This is a genomic window from Polaromonas sp. SP1 (genome assembly GCF_003711205.1).
In the GTDB taxonomy this organism is placed as follows: Bacteria; Pseudomonadota; Gammaproteobacteria; order Burkholderiales; family Burkholderiaceae_C; genus Polaromonas.
Genome location: NZ_CP031013.1, coordinates 1,331,102 through 1,352,053, shown reverse-complemented (window position 1 = coordinate 1,352,053; position 20,952 = coordinate 1,331,102). Strand labels below are relative to the sequence as shown.

The window sequence follows — 20,952 nt, the reverse complement described above, 5'->3', positions numbered from 1 at the left end:
TTAAAAAGCAAAAAGTGCCTGCATCCCAATAACAGCCTGCACCTGTAGCTATAAAAATCATAGCAAACCGGTTTTCGTACGAGATGAATCCCCGCAACGTCCTGATCCTCCCCGGCTGGCAAAACAGCGGCCCCGGCCATTGGCAAAGCCGCTGGGAAGCTGCGCACGGCTACACCCGCGTCGAGCAGCACGACTGGATGCGCCCGCTGCGCGGCGACTGGAGTGCGCGGCTGGAAGACGTGTTGCTCTCGTGTGATGAGCCGGCCGTGCTGATGGCGCACAGCCTGGGCTGCATGCTGACGGCCGCCTGGGCCTCGCATTCGAAAAACACGCAGCGCGTCAAAGCCGCCTTGCTGGTCGCGCCGCCCGATGTGGAGCGCGACGACATACGCCAGATGCTGCCGGGCTGGGCGCCCGTGCCTTTGCAAAAGCTGCCGTTCCCGGCCGTGGTGGTTTGCAGCAGCGACGACCCCTTCTGTGCGCCCGAGCGTGCCCGCCAGTTCGCCGTGGCCTGGGGCGCTGAGTTCATCGACGCCGGGCCGCGAGGCCACCTCAATGCCGACAGCGATTTGGGCGACTGGCCTGAGGCTTTCGAGCGACTCCAGCGCCTGCAGGTATTGCCCGCGGCAGCAGCACGCACCCCCGCATGAAGACACACAAGCCGTCGTTGTTTTCGGCAGCTGCGCTGGCCGCTGCTGTTTTGCTGACCGCCCCGGCCTTGCACGCCGAGCCCGACGAAGCGCTGCTCGGCAAGGCGCGCAACTACCCGGTGGGCACCAGCAACACCTGGTACGGCAACCCGTACCGCGTCGGCTCCTGGTCGGCAATGGATACCGTTCACGGCGTGCAGACTCGCCTGGTTGCCCGCCCGGCTGAAGCCAGCCCGCTGCCGCACGCCGTCAACCCGGCTGCTGTCACTTACCGCTACATGGGCGCAACCTACACGCTGGCCGACTACCTGGAGCGCCAGCGCGCCACCGGCCTGCTGATTTTGAAGAACGGCGAAATCGCCGCCGAACATTACCGCTACGGCCGCAAGGACGACGCGCGCTTTTTGTCGTTCTCGATGGCCAAGAGCGTGACCTCGCTGCTTGTCGGCAAGGCGGCCTCGCTCGGGCTGATCGCCTCGCTCGACGACCCTGCGGAAAAATACGTCAAGGACCTTGCCGGCAGCCCGTATGGTGCGACCACCGTTCGCCAGTTATTGCGCATGAGTTCCGGCCTGACATTCACCGAGCGCTATGACGGCAAGGACGATATCTCGCGCCTGTCACGCGCCAGTGCCGGTGCGCTGGGCGCAGGCAAACCGGTCGACGTGCTGCGCAGCATCACCGAGCGGCATTCGCCCGCCGGCGAAAAATTTGTCTACGCCAGCGCCGAGACTGACGTGCTGGGCCGCGTGCTGACGGCGGCTACCGGCAAGAACATGGCCGAACTCACCACCGAGTGGCTGTGGAAACCCATGGGCGCCGAGCACGATGCCTTCTGGCGCGTGTCGGTTGATGGGCAGGAGCAGTCCTTCGGCGCCTTCAACGCCAGCCTGCGCGACTGGGCGCGGCTGGGGCAGCTGCTGGCCAACGACGGCCGCGCCATCGACAAGGCGACAGGCAAACCCGGCGCGCTGCAGGTCGTGCCGATCGACTATCTGCTGGACGCGACCGACCCGGCGCGCCAGCCGCGTGCGTTCAGGCCGCGCACCGCCACGCCGTACTTTGGTTACGGCTACCAGTTCTGGTTGATGCCGCTGAAGGTCCGCACGTTTGCGATGCAGGGCATCCACGGCCAGACGGTGTATGTGCAACCCTCCACCGGCATGGTGATGGTGCTCACTTCGGTGTGGGAGCAAGCCAGCGGCAAACAGGATGTGCAACCTTATGAAGAGCGCGACGCCCTCTGGCGCGGCGTGCTGCAGTCGCTGGGCGGCGACTTGACGCCCCAGCCCGCCACATCGAATTGAAGAATTGACGAATTGAAAGAAAGTAAAAAACCATGGTCACCAAAAAACCCAAGGGCTTAGGCCGCGGACTCGAAGCACTGCTGGGCCCGAAAGTCAGCGAAAGCGCGACCGACGCCGAGAACGCCAGCAGCACGGCCAACAGCCCCGGCCTGCCGGCGTCTCTGCGCCTCGCCGACATGGTGGCGGGCCAGTACCAGCCGCGCACCCGCATGGACGAAGGCGCGCTCTATGAGCTGGCCGAATCCATCAAGGTGCAGGGCATCATGCAGCCCATCCTGGTCCGCCGGCTGACCTCGGGCGCCAACGACGGCAAGTACGAAATCATCGCCGGCGAGCGGCGCTTCCGTGCCGCCAAACTCGCGGGCCTGGACAGCGTGCCGGTGTTGGTGCGCGACGTGCCCGACGAGTCCGCCGCCGCCATGTCGCTGATTGAAAACATCCAGCGCGAAGACTTGAACCCGCTGGAAGAAGCGCACGGCCTGCAACGGCTGGTCAAGGAATTCGGCCTCACGCATGAGCTCGCCGCGCAGGCTGTGGGCCGTTCGCGCAGCGCTGCGTCCAACCTGCTGCGCCTGCTCAACCTGGCCGACCCGGTGCAGACCATGCTGATGGCCGGCGACCTGGACATGGGCCATGCGCGCGCCTTGCTGGGCCTGGACCGCGCGGCGCAAATCACCGCCGCCAACCAGATCGCGGCCAAAAAAATGTCGGTGCGCGAGGCCGAAAGCCTGGTCAAAAAACTCAGCGCCGAGTTTTCGCTCAAGCCGCAAAAAGCCACCAAAGAGAAATCCCGCGACACCCGCCGCGTGGAAGAAGAACTGGCCGACCTGCTGATGGCTGACGTCGAAGTGCGTGTCAAAAAACAGGTCAAGCGCAACGGCAAGCGCGAAGACATGGGCGAAGTGGCGATCCAGTTCGGTTCCATGGACGAACTCAACGGCCTGATCGAACGGCTGCGCGGCGCCAAATAAGCGGCTGGTTGAGTTATTTCGACTTAAGAAGCCAGCCGCCTGAGGGTGGGCTACGGGTTTTTGTCGTGAATTAGTTCACGACTTTCCGTACTCTTACATGCCCACGGCGGCCACTTGCGGGCTTTTGGGGGTGACGTCTTTGCAAAGCATGTTTATTGTTACGACATGTAAACGCTTCATGCAAGACCATGCTTTCCATCCGTTTCCTTCCCATGTGTGGCGCTTTTGCGCTGGCGGCCCTGGCCGGTGCTGACACCGCGCTCGCCCAAACCATCGAACGCGTCAAGCTCACCGACAACGACCTGAGCTGCCAGCAGATCTATGCCGAGTCGCAGCAAATGGACACCGCCATGCAGCTGGCCGGCCCCGGCCTGCCGGCTTCGCTGACCGCGCCGCCCCCGGCCGCCGCGCCCGTTCCGCAGGGCGCGCCGCTCAGCGCCGTCCAGCAGGCGGTGCTTAACCACCCCAATAACGCCAACCTCACGCCCGAGCAAAAAGCCACGCTGATCGCGCAGACCGGCCTGGCTGAAAGCCGCGGCAATGCCGCTGTCGCCGGGCTTTACGCAGGCGCGCCCAGCGCCGCCGCGCTGCATGGCGCCGTGGCCATGGACCCCGGCGTGCAGGCTGCCGTCGCGCGTGCGCGTGCCTCGGGCATGTCCGAGGCGCAGATCAACGCCACCATGGGGCTGGGCATGCAGCGCGCCGGCCTTGGCGCCGCGGCGGCCCCCTCGGCAGGGCAGGCCTATGCACAGGCCGGCGGCCTGGCGGGCATGCTGGGCGCCGGCATGTCGGCGCAGGGCGGCAACGGCAGCAATGCCCAGGGCCTGGCCGGCATCTTCGGCGCGCTGGCCGGCGCGGCCGCGCCACGCGCCGCACCGGCCGCCGCACCGGCCGCCGTGCCGGCTGCAGCCGCAGCCCCGCCGCAAGGCGCAGGTCTCGGCGCCCAGGCCAAGGCCCGCAAGGACCACCTCACCGGACTCTTCCTCAGCCGCGGCTGCAGGATGTCCGACGTGCAGAAATAACGCCGCGCATTCAGTCACTCACGCATCCACTCATTTACTCATTTACGCCATCCATCAACTTCGCTTGCACAGGACCCCACCATGAAGCACCTTCCCCTCGCCGCCGCTGTTCTGGCTTTCGCCGCACTCTCCGCCCAGGCGCAGACCATCGAGCGCGTCAAGATGACCGACAACGACCTCAACTGCCAGCAGATCTACGGCGAGATCGGGCAGATGGACCGGGTGGTGGCCATGGCGGCCGCGCAGCAGCCGGCCGCCGCCGCGCCCGCCGTCGCGCAGGCAGACCCTGCGGCCAATGTCGGCGGCCAGGTCGCCGGCGCCGTGGCCCAGACAGCGCTGGCCAGTGCCGTGGCGCAGAACCCCGGCCTGCTCGGCAACCTGGGCGGCTTTGGCGGCGGGCTGGGCAGCATGTTCGGCGGCCTCGCGCAGCAACTGGCCCAGGGCGCGGCGGCGCAGCAGGCCGCCAACAGCGGCGTGGCCCAGCAGCAGGCCGCCAGCGTGCAGCAAAGCATCGCCCTGCAGGCGCAGCAAGCCCAGGGCCGCAAGGAACACCTGACCGGCATGTTCCTGAGCAAAGGCTGCAAGATGAGTGACATTCAAAAGTAGTAGGCCCCCACGCTCCCCCACTTCGTGTGGGTCGCTGCCCCCCGAGGGGGCCGCCCGCCTGTGGTCCGGCAAAGCCGAAAAATTGGCACACCCCTATCGAGCTCACTGCGTGTAGCCCTTTTCCCCTTGCAGGGGACTGAGCCTGTGGCCCGGCAAAGCCGGTTCCACGGCTCATGCTGGTGAAAGCTCGAGCTGGTGAGGCGGGCCTTAGTTAAAAAGCCCGGTGTGACCGGGCTTTTTTGTAATCAAATCAGGCCCCAGCCCAATATATACCTGGGCTTTCAGCTATCAAAAAGAGAGCATTGCGCTCTTGCGTAACGCACTGGACAAAGCCGCCGGCAGGGGCTGATATATTGGCCGCAGCTCTTACCCAAGGAACACCCGCCATGAAAACGCCCACTCTGCTGTTTTGCCTTGCGCTCGGACTTCCGTTCGCGGCAGTTGCCTGCCCCATCGGCATGCAGTTCAACGGGAACGGTTGCAGCCCCCCGTATGAGTACACCGGCTGGGACATGCTCCGGGACCGGCGTGCGGCCATTGATGCCATTGGTGCCGACCGGCCCCGGAGCAACGGTCGTGTCCGAAGCAAAGAGGAACTGGCTCACCTGGAAAGCCTGCGGGTGAAAGTAGAGAAAGAAAAAGAGGCAAAGCGCGCGGAGCTTGCCAAAGGGGTATGGGGCGTTGAATCCACTTCCACACCCGAAGGCAAGTTATGCGCCGCAACGTTTGCAAAACAGGACGCGAACAATGAGGGCGTCACAGGCGGCCTGGTCACCATCATGGGCTTTCAAAAGCCAAAGCCCGATGCCTGGCTGATCTTTCATGGTGCGGGACTGCCCAAGCCGCGAAACGTCGAAAAGCTGAAGATCTCTTTGCAGCAAGATGATGAACCCGCCCAAACTGTCCAGGTGTTCAATTACCGGTACGGAACGTCCAGGGAAATAGGCGTGGTCGCATTTGCCGTGCCGGGGCTGGCGGCGGCGCTGGACGGCATGCGGGACAACCAGAGCTTCAAGTTGTCGCTGGACGGCAAAACGCTGATGACCCTCCAATGGACAGACGGCGCAAAGGTCATCCAGCAACTCAAGCAGTGCGCCGCTTAGGGCGGCGCTGAAGCCGGCCTGCTCACCGGCAGCAGGCTGGGCGGGTTCTCGCTTTGCGGATCCCGCCTGCGCTCAGCCCTGCGCAGTCACAGCGAAAAAATCTTCCCCGGGTTCATGATGTTTTTCGGGTCGAGTGCGCGCTTGATGGTGCGCATCATGTCGACCGCGCCGTCGCCGGTTTCGGTGACGAGAAAATCCATCTTGTGCAGGCCCACGCCGTGCTCGCCGGTGCAGGTGCCTTCCAGCGCCAGTGCGCGGCTGACCAGCTTGTGATTCAGCGCCTCGGCCACTTCGCGTTCTTTCGGGATCGTCGGGTCGATCAGGTAACCGAAGTGGAAATTGCCGTCGCCGACATGGCCGACGAGGAAGTAAGGGATGCCGCTGGCGTCGACTTCGGCCACGGATTCCAGCAGGCAATCGGCCAGGCGCGAAATCGGCACGCAGGTGTCGGTCGAAATCGCGCGGCAGCCGGGCCGCGACTGGATGGCGGCGAAGTAGGCGTTGTGGCGCGCCGTCCAGAGGCGTGTGCGCTCTTCCGGTGTGCTGGCCCATTCAAAGGCATTGCCGCCGTGGCCGCTGGCCAGTTCCTGCACCAGTTCGGCCTGCTCCTTTACGCTGTTGGGAGAGCCGTGAAACTCCATCAGCAGCATGGGCTCTTCGCGCAGCGTGAGTTTGGAATGTGCGTTCACCATGCGCACCGTGTTGTGGTCGATGAGCTCCACGCGCGCGATCGGAACACCCAGCTGGATGATCTCGATCGTGGTGCGCACCGCCGCTTCGATGCTCGGGAAGGAGCAGACCGCGGCCGAGATGGCTTCGGGCAACGGGTAGAGCCGCACCGTGACTTCGGTGATCACGCCCAGCGTGCCTTCGCTGCCCACCATGAGGCGCGTGAGGTCGTAGCCGGCGGATGATTTTTTGGCGCGCGTGCCGGTGCGGATGACGCTGCCGTCGGCGGTGACGACTTCGAGTGCCAGCACGTTCTCGCGCATGGTGCCGTAGCGCACGGCATTCGTGCCGCTGGCGCGTGTGGCGCTCATGCCGCCCAAGGTCGCGTCGGCGCCGGGGTCGATCGGGAAGAAGAGGCCGGTGCTTTTGACTTCTTCATTGAGCTGCTTGCGCGTCACGCCCGGTTGCACGGTGACGGTCAAATCTTCGGCGTTGATCGACAGCACCTTGTTCATGCGGCTCACGTCGATGCTGATGCCGCCCTGCACGGCCAGCAGGTGGCCTTCCAGCGAGGTGCCCACGCCGAACGGAATCACCGGCACGTTGTGCTGGCTGGCCAGCTTGATGGCGTCGGCCACGTCCTGCGTGCTTTCGGCAAACACCACGGCCGACGGCGGCGGTGCGGCAAAAGAAGACTCGTCGCGGCCGTGCTGCTCACGCACCACCAGCGCTGTGGAGCAGCGGTCGGTGAAACGGGCTTTGAGCGCGTCGATCAGCGCCGCAGGCGTTTCACGTTGCTGGATTTCAGGAAGCAGGTGCTGGGGAAGGGGGGCGTTCATGGTTGTCTCCGGGTCGGTGGCACAGTTTACGACGTGTACATACTTTCTGCCACTGAAGACCGGAGACCCGCAGCTGTTGCCGGGGGGAGAGGTGGGTGAAACGGGGCGATGGTCACCCCGATCACTGCGACAAGGGCGTCAGGAGCCCGAAGCGGCCTTGGCGAGCTCGGCCAGCGAGATAAAGGTGTCGCGGTTGGTATCGATCTGCTCAAAGCGCTGTGCCACCGCCGGGAAGTGCTCGGCTTCCTGGCGGTCCAGCTTGCCGTCCTTGTTGGCGTCGGCGCGGTTGAAGGCCGCTTCCACGTCCTGCGTGGTGGCGCGGTTTTGCGGCACGGCGCCCGAATTGGCTGAAGGTGCCGCAGGGGCGACTTTGGAGGGAGGGCTGTTGGGACTGGCCGGCGAGGTTTGCGCCCGCACGGCGCCCGCAGCCCCCACGGCCAGGGCGGCCACCAGCAGCACGCTGCGCAATTCGGAACCGGAGAAGTGGGGAATAGAATGTTTTGGCTGCTGTTTGGCCGTCGTGTGCAAGGTCATGCGGGGAGTCCTTCAAAAATTAACAGGCATCCATTGCAACCCGGCATGCCGCCCGCGGCCAGCAGTTTTGCAGGGTGTTTCCTCACTCACATGATGGCGTACGACGACACATTTCCTTGCCCGGCGTAACGCTTCGGGTTTCTTGCACATTCATTGTTTTATTCAACGCGCTTCACCGCGCTTCGCACCATGGCCAACAGACTCTCCCAGATCGCAACCCGCACCGGCGACAACGGCACCACCGGCCTGGGCGACAACACGCGTGTCTCCAAAGACAGCCTGCGTGTCCACGCCATGGGCGATGTCGATGAGTTGAACTCCCACATCGGCGTGCTGCTGTGTGAAGAGTTGCCCGCAGGCGTGCGCGACTTGTTGGTGGAGGTGCAGCACCAGCTCTTCAACCTCGGCGGAGAGCTTTCCATCCCCGGCTTTGAGCTGCTCAAGCCCGAGGCGGTGGCGCTGCTGGATGACGCACTGGCCGAGCACAATGCGACGCTGCCGCGCCTGGCGGAGTTCATCTTGCCCGCGGGCTCGCGTGCCGCATCGCTGGCGCATGTGTGCCGCACGGTGGCCCGCCGTGCAGAGCGCGCCGTGGTCGCGCTGGGCGCGGCCGAGCCGCTGAAGGATTCGCCGCGCCAGTACCTCAATCGCTTGAGCGATTTGCTGTTTGTGCTGTCGCGCGTGCTCAACCGCATGAACGGCGGCGACGATGTTTACTGGAAGAGTGAGCGCATGGCACGCGCGGCGACCGAGTAGGCAACGTTTTGCCTAAGGCGCTTGCAGCTCCGTGTGGGCTTGCAGCGACGCCCTGTCACCCGGTTGTTTACACCGCCATGGCCGCTCCCTAAGATGGCCCGGTATCAACAACTGAACAGGGGGAACACATGGACACCGCACAAGTAGGCAGCTGGATGGAACAAGCCCAGCCAATTCTGGTTGCCTTCGGCCTCAAGGTCATAGGCGCGATTGCCGTCTTCATCATCGGCCGCTGGCTGATCCACCTGGTGACGCGTCTCGTCGGCGCGGCGATGACGCGCCAGGAGATCGACCCCACGGTGCAGCGCTACCTGGTGAGCTTTATCACCGTGGCGCTCAACATCGTGCTGGTCGTCGCCATCCTCGGTTACTTCGGGGTCGAGACCACCAGCTTCGCAGCCCTGGTGGCCGGTGCGGGTGTGGCCATCGGTGCGGCTTGGAGCGGGCTGCTCAGCAACTTCGCCGCAGGCATCTTCCTGCTGGTGCTCAGGCCCTACAAAGTGGGCGAATACGTCAGCGCCGGCGGCGTGGAAGGCACGGTGCTGGAGATCGGCCTCTTCGGCACCGGCATCAACACGCCCGACAACGTCAAGACCATTGTGGGCAATGCCAAGATCATGGGCGGCGACATCAAGAACTACACCGCCAATCCTTACCGCCGCGTCGAGCTCGCCGCGCAGCTGGCGGGCAGCGCCGATGTGCACAAGGCCATCGCGCTGCTCAAGGAGTCGGTGGCCAAAGTCGCCAACACCACCAAGGCGCCGGCGGTCGATGTGGAAATTCTGGAGTTCAACGAGTTTGGACCCAAGCTCGCCGTGCGCCCTTATTGCCATACCGACCACTACTGGCAGGTGTACTTTGATACCAACAAGGCGATTGCCGACACGCTGGGTGCGGCGGGCTTCCCGGTGGCGACGCGGCCGGTGAAGGTCTACCCGGTCTGATCTTTCCGGACGCTAAATGTCGTAGCTCTCGCTGCCCGGCTCGTCGCTCAGGGTTTTCTCCACCAGCGCGCGGTTCAGCGTGGGCGCGAAGGACTCGATAAACGCGTACACATAGCCGCGCAAATAGCTGCCGCGGCGCACCGCGAGTTTGGTCCAGTTGATGCCGAAGAGATGGCCGGCATCGAGTGCTCGCAAGTCGGTGTCGCGCTCGGCCTCGTAGGCGATGGACGCGACGATGCCCACACCCATGTTGAGCTGTACGTAAGTCTTGATCACGTCGGCGTCCATCGCGGTCAGCACGATGTTGGGTGCCAGGCCGCGCTGCGTGAAGGCGCCGTCGATGTGCGTTCGGCCGGTCAGGCCCGTGTCGTAGGTGATGAGCGGAAAGCGCACCAGGCTCTCCAGCGTGAGCGGGCTGTCCAGCAGCGGATGGCCGGGCGGCACGATCACCGAATGTGTCCAGCGAAAGCAGGGCAGGGCGACGAGCTCCGGGTAGTCGCCCAGGGCTTCCGTGGCAATGCCGACGTCGGCCTCGCCCGAGATCAGCATGTCGGCGATCTGTTTGGGCGAGCCCTGGTGCAGGTGCAGTTTCACATCCGGGAACTGCGCGCGGAACTCCTGCACGGCGGTCGGCATGGCGTAGCGCGCCTGCGAGTGGGTGGCGGCAATCGACAGCAGCCCGTTTTGCCGGCCCACAAACTCCTGGCCGGCTTTTTTGAGGTTGCTGCTTTCCAGCAGCAGGCGCTCCACAATCGGCAGCACATGGGCACCGGGCCCGGTCAGGCCCGTCAGGCGTTTGCCGGCGCGCACAAAAAGCTCAATGCCAAGCTCTTCTTCCAGCTCGCGGATTTGCCGGCTTACGCCGGGCTGCGAGGTGTGCAGGACGTTGGCGACGTCCGTCAGGTTGAAGTTGCATCGCACGGCCTCGCGCATGGAACGCAGTTGCTGGAAGTTCATGGTGGCGGGGGGGGGGGGCGGGTGCGGGAGCTGCGGGTGTTCGGAAGATGGAACACGGATTGTGGGCAGCCCGCTTTATTTATAGAACAACTGATTTGTTCCTTCCAAATCACCAAAACATCCTAAGAGGCGGGGATGCTCAGGCGCCAACCAGGTCCCGGCGCGGCGCAGGCAGCCGGTTTTGCTATCAATTCAGGAGCTATAGATCAAGACAGTGATTGGGCTGGAGGCCTGAAAGGTCATTATTTGGGCAGCAGCATCGCCATGGTGATGCGCGACACGCAGGTCAGTTCGCCGGCGTCGTTGGTCAGCTCGATTTGCCACACCTGGGTGCTGCGGCCTATATGCACCGGGCGTGTGATGCCGGTGACCCAGCCGCTCGTTGTGCCTTTGAGGTGGTTGGCGTTGATGTCCAGGCCCACGGTGCGGTGCCCTTCGGGGGCCGCATAGGCCGCGCCGCAGGAGCCCAGCGTCTCCGCCAGCACCACCGAGACGCCGCCATGCAGCAAGCCGTAGGGCTGCACGGTACGGCGGTCCACCGGCACGCGGGCGCGGATGAAGTCGTCGCCGACTTCGAGAAACTCAATGCCGAGGTGTGTCACGGCAGAGTCGGCGTTGGAGGCCGTGAGCAGTTCGACGGAGATGGGTTGCTTCCAGATGCGCATGATGGGTTCCAGGTGGGTGTTTGAATATCCCACTATAAGAAGGTTGCCGCCTACAAAAGATGGGGCCCTTGTCGCCCCGGCTACAGCTGCGCTGCCGCTTAAGCTGGCGGGATGAAAGACACGCTTCGATGAAACGCGGCCACAAATGGCTGGCCGCACTGGGTGTTGTGGTGCTCCTGGCCGGTGCGGCCTGGGTCGCTGCGCTGCGCTATCTGCCGTCTGACGAAGAACTGGCCCAGCGCGCCTCGGCCGAACTGGAGACGGCGCTCGGCGTGAAGGTGCGTGTGGGCGCGCTGCACTGGCGGCTGTTTCCCTCGCCCGCCGTGGTGATGGAAGACGCCGCCACCGACCAGCCGCAACCCATCCTGATCAAAAAACTCACGGCTTACCCCGACCTTTTTGCGCTGCTGCAACGCCGCATCAAGATAGACCGGGCCGACCTGGACGGCGCCACCGTGCCCCAGCTGTCTTTGCGCGGCCTGGGCAAGGGCGGCGAAGCGAAAGAGTCAAGCGGTGAAGAACTGCCGCTGGCGCGTTTTGTGTTTCGCGACGTGACCTGGATCACGCGCCGCGGCATACCTGCCGTTTATGAAGGCGACGTGGATTTCGACCCGGGCTGGCGGCCGCGCAGGGCTGAGCTGCGCCGGCCAGGCGCGAAAGACCCGACCCAACTCACACTCGCCCGCAACGGCCAGGACGACCGCTGGGCCGTGCGCATCCAGGTGGGCGGCGGCACGGCGCATGGCGACGTGCAGCTGGACACCCGCGCCGGCGGCCGCCTGCACCTGGAAGGCAAGCTGCAACCCAAAGACATCGAGGTTGAAAGCATGATGTCGGCGTTCAACCGCCGCTCCCCCATCGGCGGCCGTGTTTCGGGCGACACCACCCTCACGGCCAATGGCGACACCGTCGGCGAACTGGCGCAATCGCTGCACACGCAAACGCTCTTTTCGATGGGCAAATCCACCCTGCTGCGCTTTGACCTGGACAAGGCGGTGCGCACCGCGGGCAAGGAACATGACGGGCAGACGCCGCTGGAAAGCATCACCGGCCGGCTCGACACGCAAAACACACCGCAGGGCATGGTGGTCACTTACACCGGCGTCAAAGCGGCTTCGGGCTCCCTCACCGCCTCGGGTGAGGCGAAGATCGCCAACCGGCGCATCGAGGGCGAGTTCGCTGTCGACCTGGTCGACGGCATTGTGGGCGTGCCGCTCACCGTCAGCGGTCCGCTGGACGACGTGAAATTCTCTGTGCCCAGCGGCGCCATCGCCGGCGCGGTGGTCGGCACGGCCGTGTTGCCCGGCGTGGGCACGGCCATCGGTGCCCGTATCGGCGCGACCCTGGGCAAGATCTTCAGCCCTGGGCCTGCAGCACCTGCGTCGGCACCTTCCCGTGCGGCCAGGCCCGCCCCGCCGGCCAAAACGCGCTGACCACGCCCGTGGCAGCGGCGGGTCGATACCCCGCCCGGCGCAAAGTCTTTTACTGACCTGCAAATACGACAAGCGCGTAAAATCGTGCCCGCATCCCCAGCGGTTTGTGAGCCTTTGCTTTGACAGGGTTCGACGCACAGCAACGATTTCGTATCTTCATCAAGGCCATTGACATGCCCCAGCAATCCTCAGCCAAGACCGCCTCCGGCCCCTCGCAACTAGAGCGCGCCCTTGGGCAGAACGAGGCCGTCAAGGAAGCCGTGGAACAGTCGGCGGATGAGCTGATGCTGATCAACACCGTGCTCAAGCAGGAAATCCCGGAGCACGTGCAAACCGGTGAGGTGGCAGAGGCGCTGCAAAAAACCGACCAGCTCGAAACCCGTATCCAGGAATCTGCCGAAGACCTGGCCAACGTCAACGAAGCGCTGGAGCAGGAAATCGGCGAGCGCGCCGACCTGGAGCGCGAGCTCGAAGCCACCAAGGCCGCCCTGGCCAAAGTTACCCGGCAATCGTCGGCCTCCTGAATTGCGCAGCGCGCCGGGCAGTGCCCCGGCCCATGCGTCGGCCCTTCGACGTCACGCCGCGGTCATCGCCGCGTCATCAATTCGTCAGGGTTTCTACCTAGAATCGTTGAGGTCTAAACGATCTTTCTGCTGTCTGTGTGCCTCACCGCACCCGGCAGCAGGGCGGTCTTAGCCCCCGACGGCCGTACGGCCTTGTTCTTTCCGGCCTTCACGGCCGTCCCCCTGGAGATCTCCCCGCGATGTTTCGCCGACGCTTTCTTTCGTTCGCCCCCCAAATGGCGGCCCTTGCCGCCGCCCCCGCTTTCATCCGCAACGCCCACGCCCAGGAAGGCCTGACGGCCAAGGCCATCACCATCGGCAGCACGGGTGCCACCACCGGCCCGCTGGCCGGCGTCGGCGCCGAGCTCAAGCTGGGCGTGGACGCGGCCATGGGCCAGATCAACGCCAAGGGCGGCGTGAACGGCCGCGTGCTGCAGTTCCAGATGCTGGACGACGGTTATGTGCCGCAGCGCAGCGCCGACAACGTCAAGAAGATGATCGATGACGGCAGCATTTTTGCGCTGATGTCCTGCGTCGGTACGCCCAACAACACCGCCATCGTGCCGGTGATCGAGGCCTCCAACCTGCCTTACGTCGGTCCGCGCTCGGGCGCGTCGTCGCTGCGCAAGCCCGGCATGCGCAACGTGTTCCATGTGCGCGCCAGCTTCACCGACGAAACCCAGCGCCTGGTGCAACGCATCGTGGGCATGGGCATCAAAGACCTGGCCGTGGTCTACCTGGACAACGACTACGGCAAGGAAGTGCTGGCCGACGTCAACCGCGCGCTGCAGGCGCAGGGCGCCAAGGTGGGCGCGCAGGCCGCGCTCGCCGTTGACGGCAAGAATCTCAACGACGTGGTCAGCCAGATCGTCGCGGGCAAGCCCGGCGCCGTGCTGCTGGGTACGGCCGGTTCGGCTTCCGTCGGCCTGATCGCCGCGCTGAAAAAAGCCTCACCCATGCTGCCGATTGCCGGCCTCAGCGTCACGCTGGCCGGCGACGGCATCAAGGCACTGGGCGCCGCCGGCACCGGCCTGGCGCTGACCATGGTCTTCCCCGACCCCTACCGCGCCAAGCTGCAGGTCGTGCGCGACTACCAGGCGGCCATGCGCGCCATCGGCCAGCAGGAGTTCTCTCTCGGCAGCCTGGAGAGCTACATCAACACGCACGTGATGGCCGAAGGCCTGGAGCGTGCCGGCCGCGACGTGACGCGCGCCAAGCTGCGCACCGCGCTGGCCGGTTTGCAAAAGTTTGACCTTGGTGGCTTCACCGTCGACTACGCCGCGCCGCCGTTTGCGGGATCGAAGTACGTTGATCTGGGCGTGCTGGGCGCCGGCGGCCGGTTTATCGGCTAAGCCTTCGAGCCCACAATAAAAAGCCCCGGCGGGTCCATCGACCCGCCGGGGCTTTTATGTATTAAACAGGGTGCTAGCCCATATGCAGTAAGGGCTTATAGCTCCTGAATTAATAGCAAATGCCGCGAAATCAGCGCTTGCGGTTAAGCAGCGCGTACAGCAGGATCGCGCCAAACGTCGCGGTGCCGATGCCGCCCAGCGCGAACTGGCCAAAGCGCAGCGTGAAGTCGCCCGTGCCCAGCACCAGCGTGATCGCCGCGACGAGCAGGTTTTTGTTGTCTGAAAAATCCACCTTGTTGTCGACCCAGATCTTGGCGCCGGCGACCGCAATCAGGCCGAACACCACGATGCTCACGCCGCCCATCACCGGCAACGGAATCGCCTGGATCAGCGCGCCGAACTTGGGGCTGAAGCCCAGCAGCACGGCGATCACCGCCGCCACCACAAACACGGCGGTGGAATAGATCTTGGTCGCGGCCATCACGCCGATGTTTTCGGCATACGTCGTCACGCCGGTGCCGCCTGCGCCGCCCGAGACGATGGTCGCCACGCCGTCGCCGATGAAGGCGCGGCCCATGTAGACGTCCAGGTTCTTGCCCGTCATTGCCGTCACCGCCTTGATGTGGCCCAGGTTTTCCGCCACCAGGATGATGGCGACCGGCGCGATCAGCAGCATGGCGTTGAGCTCAAACACCGGCGTGGTGAAGCCCGGCATGCCTACCCACGCGGCATTGGCGATGCCCGAAAAATCCATGGGTTTGCCCAGGCCCAGGCCGTTGGTCAGCACCGCATAAATCACGCTGGCCACGATCAGCCCGACCAGGATCAAGAGGCGCTGCACCATGCCGCGCGTCATCACCGCCACCAGGGCCACGCTGACAAACGTCACCACCTGCATCCAGGAGTCGAAATTGCTGGCCGCCATGTTCTTGATGGGAATACCGGCCAGGTTCAGCCCGATCACTGCCACCACCGCGCCCGTGACCACCGGCGGCATGAAGCGTTCGATCCAGCCCGTGCCCACCGCCTGCACGATGGCGCCGATGATCGTGTAGAGCACACCGCAGGCGATGATGCCGCCCAGCGCCACGCCCAGGTTGGCGTTCGGGCCCTTGCCGGCGTAGGCCGTCGCGGCAATCACCACGCCGATGAAGGCAAAGCTCGAGCCCAGGTAGCTGGGCACCTTGCCGCCGGTGATGGCAAAAAAGATCAGCGTGCCGATGCCGCTCATCAGGATGGCGATGTTGGGGTCAAAGCCCATCAAGATCGGCGCGAGCACCGTCGCGCCGAACATGGCGATCACGTGCTGCACGCCCATCACCGCGGTCTGCGGCCACGGCAGGCGCTCGTCGGGCGCAATCACGCCTCCCTGCTGCAAGACCGCGCTGCTTTTTTCCGTCCAGTCGAACATTCCCATCACTCACTCCTCAATGTAAAAGTGAGGCAATGCTAGGGGCAATGGCGAATGTGCACAAGGCTGTCCCTCTTATTCCCTCTCGTCCTGGGAGAGGGTCAGGGTGAGGGCCGGCGGCCTCCCGTCAAGCAACCCGGTCAGGCCAGGAATGCGGCGACTTGCCGCATCACCTCATCGTCCTTGAGGATCTTGCGGTGGCCCAGGCCTTCGGTGGCCAGCAGGCGCGCGCCGGCAATCTTTTCGCTGTAGGCCACGCCGTCGGCAAAGCGGTTGATGCTGTCCTGCCGGTCATGCACCACCAGCGTGGGCAGCGTGATGCGCGGGCCTACGGCGGCCGGCTCAAACTGCGGCATCAACACGCCTTCGCGGGCCTCGATGCGCCGCTGCATCGCCGCCCGCGTTGATTCGGCCAGGCCGAACACGTGCGCGAAGAGCCGCGTGTATTCCAGCGGCGAGGCCGGCGGCGCCAGCAACACCAGCCGCCCGGCGGCCAGGCCCCGGCTGGCGGCGTAGGCGCCGGCATTGGCCGCCAGCGAATGCGCCACCAGCGCGCGCAGCGTGTGGCCTTGCTGCAGCAGCCGGGCCGTCACGTACTCCAGCACGCGGGCAAACTGCGGCAGCGTGCTGAACGAGCCGCCGCTGCGGCCGTGCGCCGGCATCTCGACGATCACCGGGCGCAGGCCTTGCGCGCTGAGTTGATCCGCCAGTGCCAGCATCTGGCCGGCATGGCCGCCCCAGCCGTGCACCAGCAGCACCACCGGCCCGGGCGGCGCGACGGGGCGCGTGTACAGCGTGATGCTTGCGTCCTCAAACGGCCATTGCTCGATGTGCCAGTCGGGGGTCCAGGTACGGCGGCGGTTGATCCACTTGGGCGGCAGCGGCGTGCCGAACAGCCGCAGCGCTGCCCGCACGGCCAGCGCGGGCCAAAGCTGCTCTGAAGCGCCCAGCCCCCAGCGGAAAATCCGCGTCAGGGGGCTGGCGTTGTAGAAGGCCGAGGTGGCCTGGAGGGATGTGCGTGTCATGGCGTGGTCCTCTTCTTTCCTCTTCTTTTTCTTGCCGGTGAATGTCAGTACCAGATCCAGTCTTCGTTGCTGCGCGGCAAACTGCGCAGCGAAGCCAGGACTGCCCTCACGGCGCGAACGCCGAGGAATACGCCTAAACCCATGATCAGAATCAACATGATTTCCTCATTTCTTCGCACAGTCGTGCGAAATTAAAAGTTACCCAAACACTGAAAAGGGCACTGCTGCCCCTTTCGCCTTTTCTTGTCTCTTCTTATTGGTTGGTCACTGCCTCGGCCTGGTAGCTTTTGATCAGGCGCTCCCAGGATGCCTGCGCCCGCTCTGCCGCGCGGGGGTCGCGCAGAAAACGGGCATCGTGCAACAGCCCCATGGCGATGTTGCTGATTTCCATGACCAGCTGCTCGGCGTCGGTGTCGGCCTTCAAATGGCCGGCTTCAACTGCCTGCAACACGGTGCGCCGCAAGGCGGCGCGCCAACGGGTGATCTCGCTGAACAGCGCGTCGCGCAGTTCGCCTTCGCGGTCGTCCAGCTCAAAGGCGCCCGCGGTGTAAATACAGCCCGACTTGGCTTCGACATCGCGCGTGCGCACAATCCAGCGCTGCACGATGGCCTCCAGCCGCGGCAGGCCCTTGGGCTGCTGCATCGCGGGCACGAACACGTCGGCAATAAAGCGCCGGCCGAATTCTTCAATCACGGCTTTTTGCAAAGCCTCACGCGAGCCGATGCGTGAAAACACGCCGCTCTTGGAAAGCCCGATGCGGTCCGCCACCGCCTGCAAGGTGATGGCCTCCAGGCCGTCCGCCGCGGCCAGGTCAATGCCTGCGCCGATGATGGCGGCGCGGGTCATTTCACTTTTCTGGGTTTTGGCGTCCATGGGGCGGATATTAGCACGAATGTGCGAAATCACAAGTGCCCGGTTCCTGTGATCCGGATACCATCCCGGGCGGGCTGGAATCACATTATTTAAATAACAGAGGGAAATCGCCATGTTCATCGTCTGGGGGAAAAAAGCCGTCTATAAAAAGCTCGGTTATGTTGCCGACTTTTGTTTTATCTGCCGCTGCGCGCAGCCGTTTCTGGTCCGCCGCATCGGCATGGCCGGGCATGTCTACTACATCACCGCAGGCGAGGGAGAGCTGGTCGGCTATGACCGGACTTGCCAAAGCTGCCAGACCTCCTATGCGGCCGATCCCGCCAATTACCAAAGCCTGTCCAAAAAGCCGGCGCCGCTGCCCGAGCTGCTGCAGCAGACCTTTCCGGGCTTTGCCACCGCCTGGGCCGACCGGCTGGCGCTGGAAGAGCAGGTGAAATCCTCCCCCATGCTGGTGCCCGCCGAGCAGCGCAAAAGCCTGCTGCGCGAAGCATTTCACGCGCTGTCACCCGCGGTCGAAAAACGCTTTGCCGCGACGCACATGGACAAGGAGGTGGGCTTTGCCGCTCTGGGCGCCATTGGCCTGTTGATCACTGTGCCCGCGCTGACGCGTGCCGTCGCCCCGGCCCGGGGCGAAGAGGCCTTGCTTTTGACGATGGCGGTCGGGATCGCCTTGGTGATCTGGCAAATCGCCGTTTCCGGCCGGCGCTTCATGCGCCGCGATGTGGTGCCCGCACTGGTGAAGGCGCTGAATCCCCTGCGGCCCCGAAACGAAGAGGTCGCCGGCATCCTGGCGGAGCTGAAAACGCACGGGCACAAGATCGGCTCCAAACTGAAAGCCGACGACCTGCTGGACGGGCTTCAGCCTGGACGCGTCGTACTCGCCACTTGAGAGCGGCCAGCCGGCGCTAGCGCCGGCGCCTGGCCGTTCGAGCGGCCTTCTTGGGCATCAGCCCCACCGCCGCCCGGGCCAGGGCATCGGCCTCCTGGTTGCGGTGGCGCGGTATCCACACCAGCCGCGCAGATGCGAAAGAGCGCAGCACGGCGCGTACCTCGTCGAACAAAGGCGCCAGGCGCAGGAAAGGCTCGGTCGCCGTTCCCTCCAGCTGCTGAACCACCACGCTGTTGTCGCAGTGCACCAGCAGCGCCGTCGCACCCCGCTGCACGGCGTACTGCATGGCTGCCATCAGCGCGCGCAACTCCGCTTCGTTGTTGCAACCCCGGCCCTCCGCGGTGATGGACAGCGGATGCCGGCTGCCATCCGGCGCAGTGACCACCGCGCCCAGGCCCATGCGGCCGGGGTTGGGCACGGCGCTGCCGTCGCAGTAAATCGTCCAGGGTTCGGTGTTCACCGGGCACTTTCACGCGGCATCGCTTGCCTCCTGCACCAGCGACACCACAAAGTCCAGGAAGGCCCGCGTCTTGGCCGGCGGGTGATGACGCGACGGGTGCAAGGCATAGAGCGGAAAGTGCTCGTCCGGCCAGTCGGGAAACAGCTCCACCAGTTTGCCGCTGGCCAGCAAAGCTTCAGAACCCAGCGTCATGATTTGCGCGATGCCGTAACCGGCCAGGCAGGCACTCAGCAGCGTGCCCGCATCATTGACGGTCAGGCGACCGCCGGGCCAGATCTCGATCTTCTTTCGCTTGCGGTGAAACTCCCAGCTGAACGGCTTGCCTGTCTCGGGATTGCGAAAGTCGATGCAGACATGCGAGCCGCCGCGGTCCAGTTCCAGCGGCGTCAAAGGGTGGCCGTACTTCTTGAGGTAGGCGGGGCTGGCGACGGTTGCCATGCGTGAGTCCAGCAAGCGGCGGTAGACCAGGCTGGAGGACGCGGGGTTGCCAAAGCGCACCGCCAGGTCAAAGCCGTCGGCCACCATGTCGCCGAGCTGGTCCCTGGTCACGAGGTCCAGCTGCAGCTCGGGGTAGCGCGACATGAATGACCCGAGCCGAGGCCCCAGGACCAGCCGTGAGAAAAACGGATCGACGTTGACGCGCAAGCGCCCGCGCACCGCTGTGGCGCCGCCGGCCGCAGTGGCCGCGGCTTCTTCCAGGCCCGCCATCAGCGGCATCACCTGCTCGTAAAAGCGGCGCCCCTCGTCAGTCAGCGATATGGCGCGTGTGGTCCGGTCAAACAGGCGTATGCCCAGCCGCGCTTCCAGGCGCGCCACCGCGCGGCTCACGCCGGGCTGCGACATCTCCAGCTGCTCGCCCGCGGCCGCAAACGTGCCGGCGTCGACGATGGCCGCAAACACGCCCATGCCGTTGAGCATCCGTTCGTCAAATCCCGTCATACATGCCAATCAGTCATGAATCAAATGCCATTCATGTTATCGCCAAATGAATGCGTTGTGCCCAGAATTCGTTCCATCGCGGCGTTTGCCGCAGCAACCAGGAGCGAATATGTATGCGATCACAGGAATTACCGGCAAGGTGGGCGGCGTTGTCGCGCAGACCTTGCTGCAGGCAGGCCAGCCGGTGCGGGCCATTGTGCGTGACGCCGCCAGGGGGCAGGCGTGGGCGGCCCGGGGCTGCGAAGTTGCGCTGGCCGACATGAACGACGTGCCGGCTCTCACGCAAGCCTTGATGGGCGCCGCGGCGGTGTTTGTGCTGCTGCCGCCTCACTTTGATCCTTCAGCCGGCTTTGCCGAAACGCGCCGCCTTGTTGCGGCGCTGCACAGCGCCTTGCAAGCCGCGCGGCCACAGCGCGTGGTGTGCATCTCGACGGTGGGCGCACAGGCAAAACAGCAAAACCTGCTGAGCCAGCTGGGCCTGCTGGAGCAGGGGCTGGGCGACTTGCCGATGCCGATCACGTTTCTGCGGCCGGCCTGGTTTATGGAAAACGCCGCATGGGACGTCGCGCCCGCGCGCGCGAGCGGCGTCATCCCCAGCTTCCTGCAGCCGCTGGAGCGGGCGATTCCCATGGTCGCGACCGCGGATGTGGGCCGCACGGCCGCGGAGCTGTTGCAGGAAACGTGGAACGGCCACCGCGTTGTCGAGCTTGAAGGGCCCCGGCGCTATTCACCCAATGACATCGCCGCTTGCCTGGCGCGCTTGCTGCACACCAGCGTGCAGGCCGAAGCGGTGCCGCGCGAGACCTGGCAGTGTTGCTTCACCGCACAGGGCATGAAGAACCCGGACCCGCGCATACGCATGCTCGACGGCTTTAACGAGGGCTGGATTGCTTTTGAGCACACGACGCGCAAGGGCACGGTGGAGCTTGAGCGCGTGCTGCAGTCCCTGATCTAGTAACCTGTTCACGACGCAGGGGGAATCC

At 64.9% G+C, this 20,952-nt stretch carries 22 protein-coding genes; 13 read left to right on the top strand and 9 right to left on the bottom strand.

The window, feature by feature from the left end; all coding sequences use genetic code 11:
- Positions 1 to 83 precede the first annotated feature (83 nt).
- The 6 genes from DT070_RS06475 to DT070_RS06450 all read left to right on the top strand — a co-directional run bounded on the left by DT070_RS06475 (position 84) and on the right by DT070_RS06450 (position 5,659).
- A complete protein-coding gene (locus tag DT070_RS06475) occupies positions 84 to 650 on the top strand; it encodes an alpha/beta hydrolase (protein ID WP_122954651.1) in 567 nt (188 codons plus the stop codon).
- Positions 647 to 1,957, top strand: coding sequence for a serine hydrolase (locus DT070_RS06470; protein ID WP_122954650.1), 1,311 nt, complete (start codon positions 647 to 649; stop codon positions 1,955 to 1,957). Before DT070_RS06475 ends, DT070_RS06470 begins: the two co-directional genes overlap by 4 nt.
- Before the next feature lie 32 nt (positions 1,958 to 1,989).
- Complete coding sequence (locus DT070_RS06465; protein ID WP_122954649.1) at positions 1,990 to 2,928, top strand: ParB/RepB/Spo0J family partition protein; 939 nt, start codon at positions 1,990 to 1,992, stop codon at positions 2,926 to 2,928.
- A gap of 188 nt (positions 2,929 to 3,116) precedes the next feature.
- Complete coding sequence (locus tag DT070_RS06460) at positions 3,117 to 3,950, top strand: hypothetical protein (RefSeq protein ID WP_122954648.1); 834 nt, start codon at positions 3,117 to 3,119, stop codon at positions 3,948 to 3,950.
- Between the two features lie 81 nt (positions 3,951 to 4,031).
- Positions 4,032 to 4,556 carry a hypothetical protein gene (locus DT070_RS06455; protein ID WP_122954647.1) on the top strand — a complete coding sequence of 175 codons (525 nt, stop codon included), beginning with the start codon at positions 4,032 to 4,034 and terminating at the stop codon, positions 4,554 to 4,556.
- Between the two features lie 386 nt (positions 4,557 to 4,942).
- The gene (locus tag DT070_RS06450) at positions 4,943 to 5,659 is read left to right on the top strand and encodes a hypothetical protein (protein WP_122954646.1); all 717 of its coding nucleotides are present in this window, start codon (positions 4,943 to 4,945) and stop codon (positions 5,657 to 5,659) included.
- Between the two features lie 86 nt (positions 5,660 to 5,745).
- Here DT070_RS06450 and DT070_RS06445 read toward each other — a convergent pair whose 3' ends face one another.
- Both DT070_RS06445 and DT070_RS06440 read right to left on the bottom strand, forming a co-directional pair.
- Positions 5,746 to 7,167, bottom strand: a complete 1,422-nt coding sequence (locus tag DT070_RS06445) for an FAD-binding oxidoreductase (protein ID WP_122954645.1) — start codon at positions 7,165 to 7,167, stop codon at positions 5,746 to 5,748.
- A gap of 138 nt (positions 7,168 to 7,305) precedes the next feature.
- Complete coding sequence (locus tag DT070_RS06440; RefSeq protein WP_122954644.1) at positions 7,306 to 7,701, bottom strand: EF-hand domain-containing protein; 396 nt, start codon at positions 7,699 to 7,701, stop codon at positions 7,306 to 7,308.
- 189 nt (positions 7,702 to 7,890) lie between these two features.
- Here DT070_RS06440 and DT070_RS06435 point away from each other — a divergent pair, with 189 nt between their 5' ends.
- Positions 7,891 to 8,457 (top strand): cob(I)yrinic acid a,c-diamide adenosyltransferase, encoded by a 567-nt coding sequence (locus DT070_RS06435; protein WP_122957286.1) that lies wholly within the window; start codon positions 7,891 to 7,893, stop codon positions 8,455 to 8,457.
- Positions 8,458 to 8,585: 128 nt separating this feature from the next.
- Positions 8,586 to 9,401, top strand: coding sequence for a mechanosensitive ion channel family protein (locus tag DT070_RS06430; RefSeq protein WP_122954643.1), 816 nt, complete (start codon positions 8,586 to 8,588; stop codon positions 9,399 to 9,401).
- A 12-nt stretch (positions 9,402 to 9,413) separates the two neighbouring features.
- Here the strand turns inward: DT070_RS06430 and DT070_RS06425 are convergent, their stop codons facing one another.
- Both DT070_RS06425 and DT070_RS06420 read right to left on the bottom strand, forming a co-directional pair.
- Positions 9,414 to 10,358 (bottom strand): CysB family HTH-type transcriptional regulator, encoded by a 945-nt coding sequence (locus DT070_RS06425; RefSeq protein ID WP_122954642.1) that lies wholly within the window; start codon positions 10,356 to 10,358, stop codon positions 9,414 to 9,416.
- Positions 10,359 to 10,600: 242 nt separating this feature from the next.
- The gene (locus DT070_RS06420; RefSeq protein ID WP_122954641.1) at positions 10,601 to 11,023 is read right to left on the bottom strand and encodes a hotdog fold thioesterase; all 423 of its coding nucleotides are present in this window, start codon (positions 11,021 to 11,023) and stop codon (positions 10,601 to 10,603) included.
- Positions 11,024 to 11,151: 128 nt separating this feature from the next.
- On the opposite strand from DT070_RS06420, the gene DT070_RS06415 reads away from it, so the two are divergent.
- From DT070_RS06415 to DT070_RS06405, 3 genes are all read left to right on the top strand, one after another.
- On the top strand, positions 11,152 to 12,456 hold the full coding sequence (locus DT070_RS06415) for an AsmA-like C-terminal region-containing protein (RefSeq protein ID WP_122954640.1): 1,305 nt from the start codon (positions 11,152 to 11,154) through the stop codon (positions 12,454 to 12,456).
- A gap of 173 nt (positions 12,457 to 12,629) precedes the next feature.
- Positions 12,630 to 12,980: a hypothetical protein gene (locus tag DT070_RS06410; protein ID WP_122954639.1), complete on the top strand. Its 351-nt coding sequence runs from the start codon at positions 12,630 to 12,632 to the stop codon at positions 12,978 to 12,980.
- A 239-nt stretch (positions 12,981 to 13,219) separates the two neighbouring features.
- Entirely contained in the window at positions 13,220 to 14,371 is a 1,152-nt protein-coding gene (locus tag DT070_RS06405; RefSeq protein WP_122954638.1) for an ABC transporter substrate-binding protein, read from the top strand.
- A 130-nt stretch (positions 14,372 to 14,501) separates the two neighbouring features.
- Here the strand turns inward: DT070_RS06405 and DT070_RS06400 are convergent, their stop codons facing one another.
- The 3 genes from DT070_RS06400 to DT070_RS06390 form a co-directional block, all read right to left on the bottom strand.
- On the bottom strand, positions 14,502 to 15,788 hold the full coding sequence (locus DT070_RS06400; protein ID WP_122954637.1) for a solute carrier family 23 protein: 1,287 nt from the start codon (positions 15,786 to 15,788) through the stop codon (positions 14,502 to 14,504).
- A 134-nt stretch (positions 15,789 to 15,922) separates the two neighbouring features.
- A complete protein-coding gene (locus DT070_RS06395; RefSeq protein WP_122954636.1) occupies positions 15,923 to 16,807 on the bottom strand; it encodes an alpha/beta hydrolase in 885 nt (294 codons plus the stop codon).
- Positions 16,808 to 17,060: 253 nt separating this feature from the next.
- Positions 17,061 to 17,681, bottom strand: a complete 621-nt coding sequence (locus DT070_RS06390; protein WP_122957285.1) for a TetR/AcrR family transcriptional regulator — start codon at positions 17,679 to 17,681, stop codon at positions 17,061 to 17,063.
- Positions 17,682 to 17,793: 112 nt separating this feature from the next.
- Between DT070_RS06390 and DT070_RS06385 the strand changes: the two genes are divergently transcribed.
- Complete coding sequence (locus tag DT070_RS06385) at positions 17,794 to 18,570, top strand: hypothetical protein (RefSeq protein ID WP_122954635.1); 777 nt, start codon at positions 17,794 to 17,796, stop codon at positions 18,568 to 18,570.
- 16 nt (positions 18,571 to 18,586) lie between these two features.
- Here DT070_RS06385 and DT070_RS06380 read toward each other — a convergent pair whose 3' ends face one another.
- Both DT070_RS06380 and DT070_RS06375 read right to left on the bottom strand, forming a co-directional pair.
- Positions 18,587 to 19,030 (bottom strand): ribonuclease HI family protein, encoded by a 444-nt coding sequence (locus DT070_RS06380; RefSeq protein ID WP_122954634.1) that lies wholly within the window; start codon positions 19,028 to 19,030, stop codon positions 18,587 to 18,589.
- A 9-nt stretch (positions 19,031 to 19,039) separates the two neighbouring features.
- Positions 19,040 to 19,969, bottom strand: coding sequence for a LysR family transcriptional regulator (locus tag DT070_RS06375; protein WP_122954633.1), 930 nt, complete (start codon positions 19,967 to 19,969; stop codon positions 19,040 to 19,042).
- A gap of 109 nt (positions 19,970 to 20,078) precedes the next feature.
- Between DT070_RS06375 and DT070_RS06370 the strand changes: the two genes are divergently transcribed.
- Complete coding sequence (locus tag DT070_RS06370) at positions 20,079 to 20,924, top strand: NAD(P)H-binding protein (RefSeq protein WP_122954632.1); 846 nt, start codon at positions 20,079 to 20,081, stop codon at positions 20,922 to 20,924.
- Positions 20,925 to 20,952 lie beyond the last annotated feature (28 nt).

Coding starts and splice junctions, on each gene's coding strand:
- DT070_RS06395 (WP_122954636.1), bottom strand. CDS start 16,807: ATGACACGCACATCCCTCCAGGCCACCTCGGCCTTCTACAACGCCAGC.
- DT070_RS06410 (WP_122954639.1), top strand. CDS start 12,630: ATGCCCCAGCAATCCTCAGCCAAGACCGCCTCCGGCCCCTCGCAACTA.
- DT070_RS06405 (WP_122954638.1), top strand. CDS start 13,220: ATGTTTCGCCGACGCTTTCTTTCGTTCGCCCCCCAAATGGCGGCCCTT.
- DT070_RS06390 (WP_122957285.1), bottom strand. CDS start 17,681: ATGGACGCCAAAACCCAGAAAAGTGAAATGACCCGCGCCGCCATCATC.
- DT070_RS06420 (WP_122954641.1), bottom strand. CDS start 11,023: ATGCGCATCTGGAAGCAACCCATCTCCGTCGAACTGCTCACGGCCTCC.
- DT070_RS06415 (WP_122954640.1), top strand. CDS start 11,152: ATGAAACGCGGCCACAAATGGCTGGCCGCACTGGGTGTTGTGGTGCTC.
- DT070_RS06460 (WP_122954648.1), top strand. CDS start 3,117: ATGCTTTCCATCCGTTTCCTTCCCATGTGTGGCGCTTTTGCGCTGGCG.
- DT070_RS06450 (WP_122954646.1), top strand. CDS start 4,943: ATGAAAACGCCCACTCTGCTGTTTTGCCTTGCGCTCGGACTTCCGTTC.
- DT070_RS06470 (WP_122954650.1), top strand. CDS start 647: ATGAAGACACACAAGCCGTCGTTGTTTTCGGCAGCTGCGCTGGCCGCT.
- DT070_RS06425 (WP_122954642.1), bottom strand. CDS start 10,358: ATGAACTTCCAGCAACTGCGTTCCATGCGCGAGGCCGTGCGATGCAAC.
- DT070_RS06465 (WP_122954649.1), top strand. CDS start 1,990: ATGGTCACCAAAAAACCCAAGGGCTTAGGCCGCGGACTCGAAGCACTG.
- DT070_RS06430 (WP_122954643.1), top strand. CDS start 8,586: ATGGACACCGCACAAGTAGGCAGCTGGATGGAACAAGCCCAGCCAATT.
- DT070_RS06475 (WP_122954651.1), top strand. CDS start 84: ATGAATCCCCGCAACGTCCTGATCCTCCCCGGCTGGCAAAACAGCGGC.
- DT070_RS06375 (WP_122954633.1), bottom strand. CDS start 19,969: ATGACGGGATTTGACGAACGGATGCTCAACGGCATGGGCGTGTTTGCG.
- DT070_RS06435 (WP_122957286.1), top strand. CDS start 7,891: ATGGCCAACAGACTCTCCCAGATCGCAACCCGCACCGGCGACAACGGC.
- DT070_RS06445 (WP_122954645.1), bottom strand. CDS start 7,167: ATGAACGCCCCCCTTCCCCAGCACCTGCTTCCTGAAATCCAGCAACGT.
- DT070_RS06400 (WP_122954637.1), bottom strand. CDS start 15,788: ATGGGAATGTTCGACTGGACGGAAAAAAGCAGCGCGGTCTTGCAGCAG.
- DT070_RS06370 (WP_122954632.1), top strand. CDS start 20,079: ATGTATGCGATCACAGGAATTACCGGCAAGGTGGGCGGCGTTGTCGCG.
- DT070_RS06440 (WP_122954644.1), bottom strand. CDS start 7,701: ATGACCTTGCACACGACGGCCAAACAGCAGCCAAAACATTCTATTCCC.
- DT070_RS06385 (WP_122954635.1), top strand. CDS start 17,794: ATGTTCATCGTCTGGGGGAAAAAAGCCGTCTATAAAAAGCTCGGTTAT.
- DT070_RS06455 (WP_122954647.1), top strand. CDS start 4,032: ATGAAGCACCTTCCCCTCGCCGCCGCTGTTCTGGCTTTCGCCGCACTC.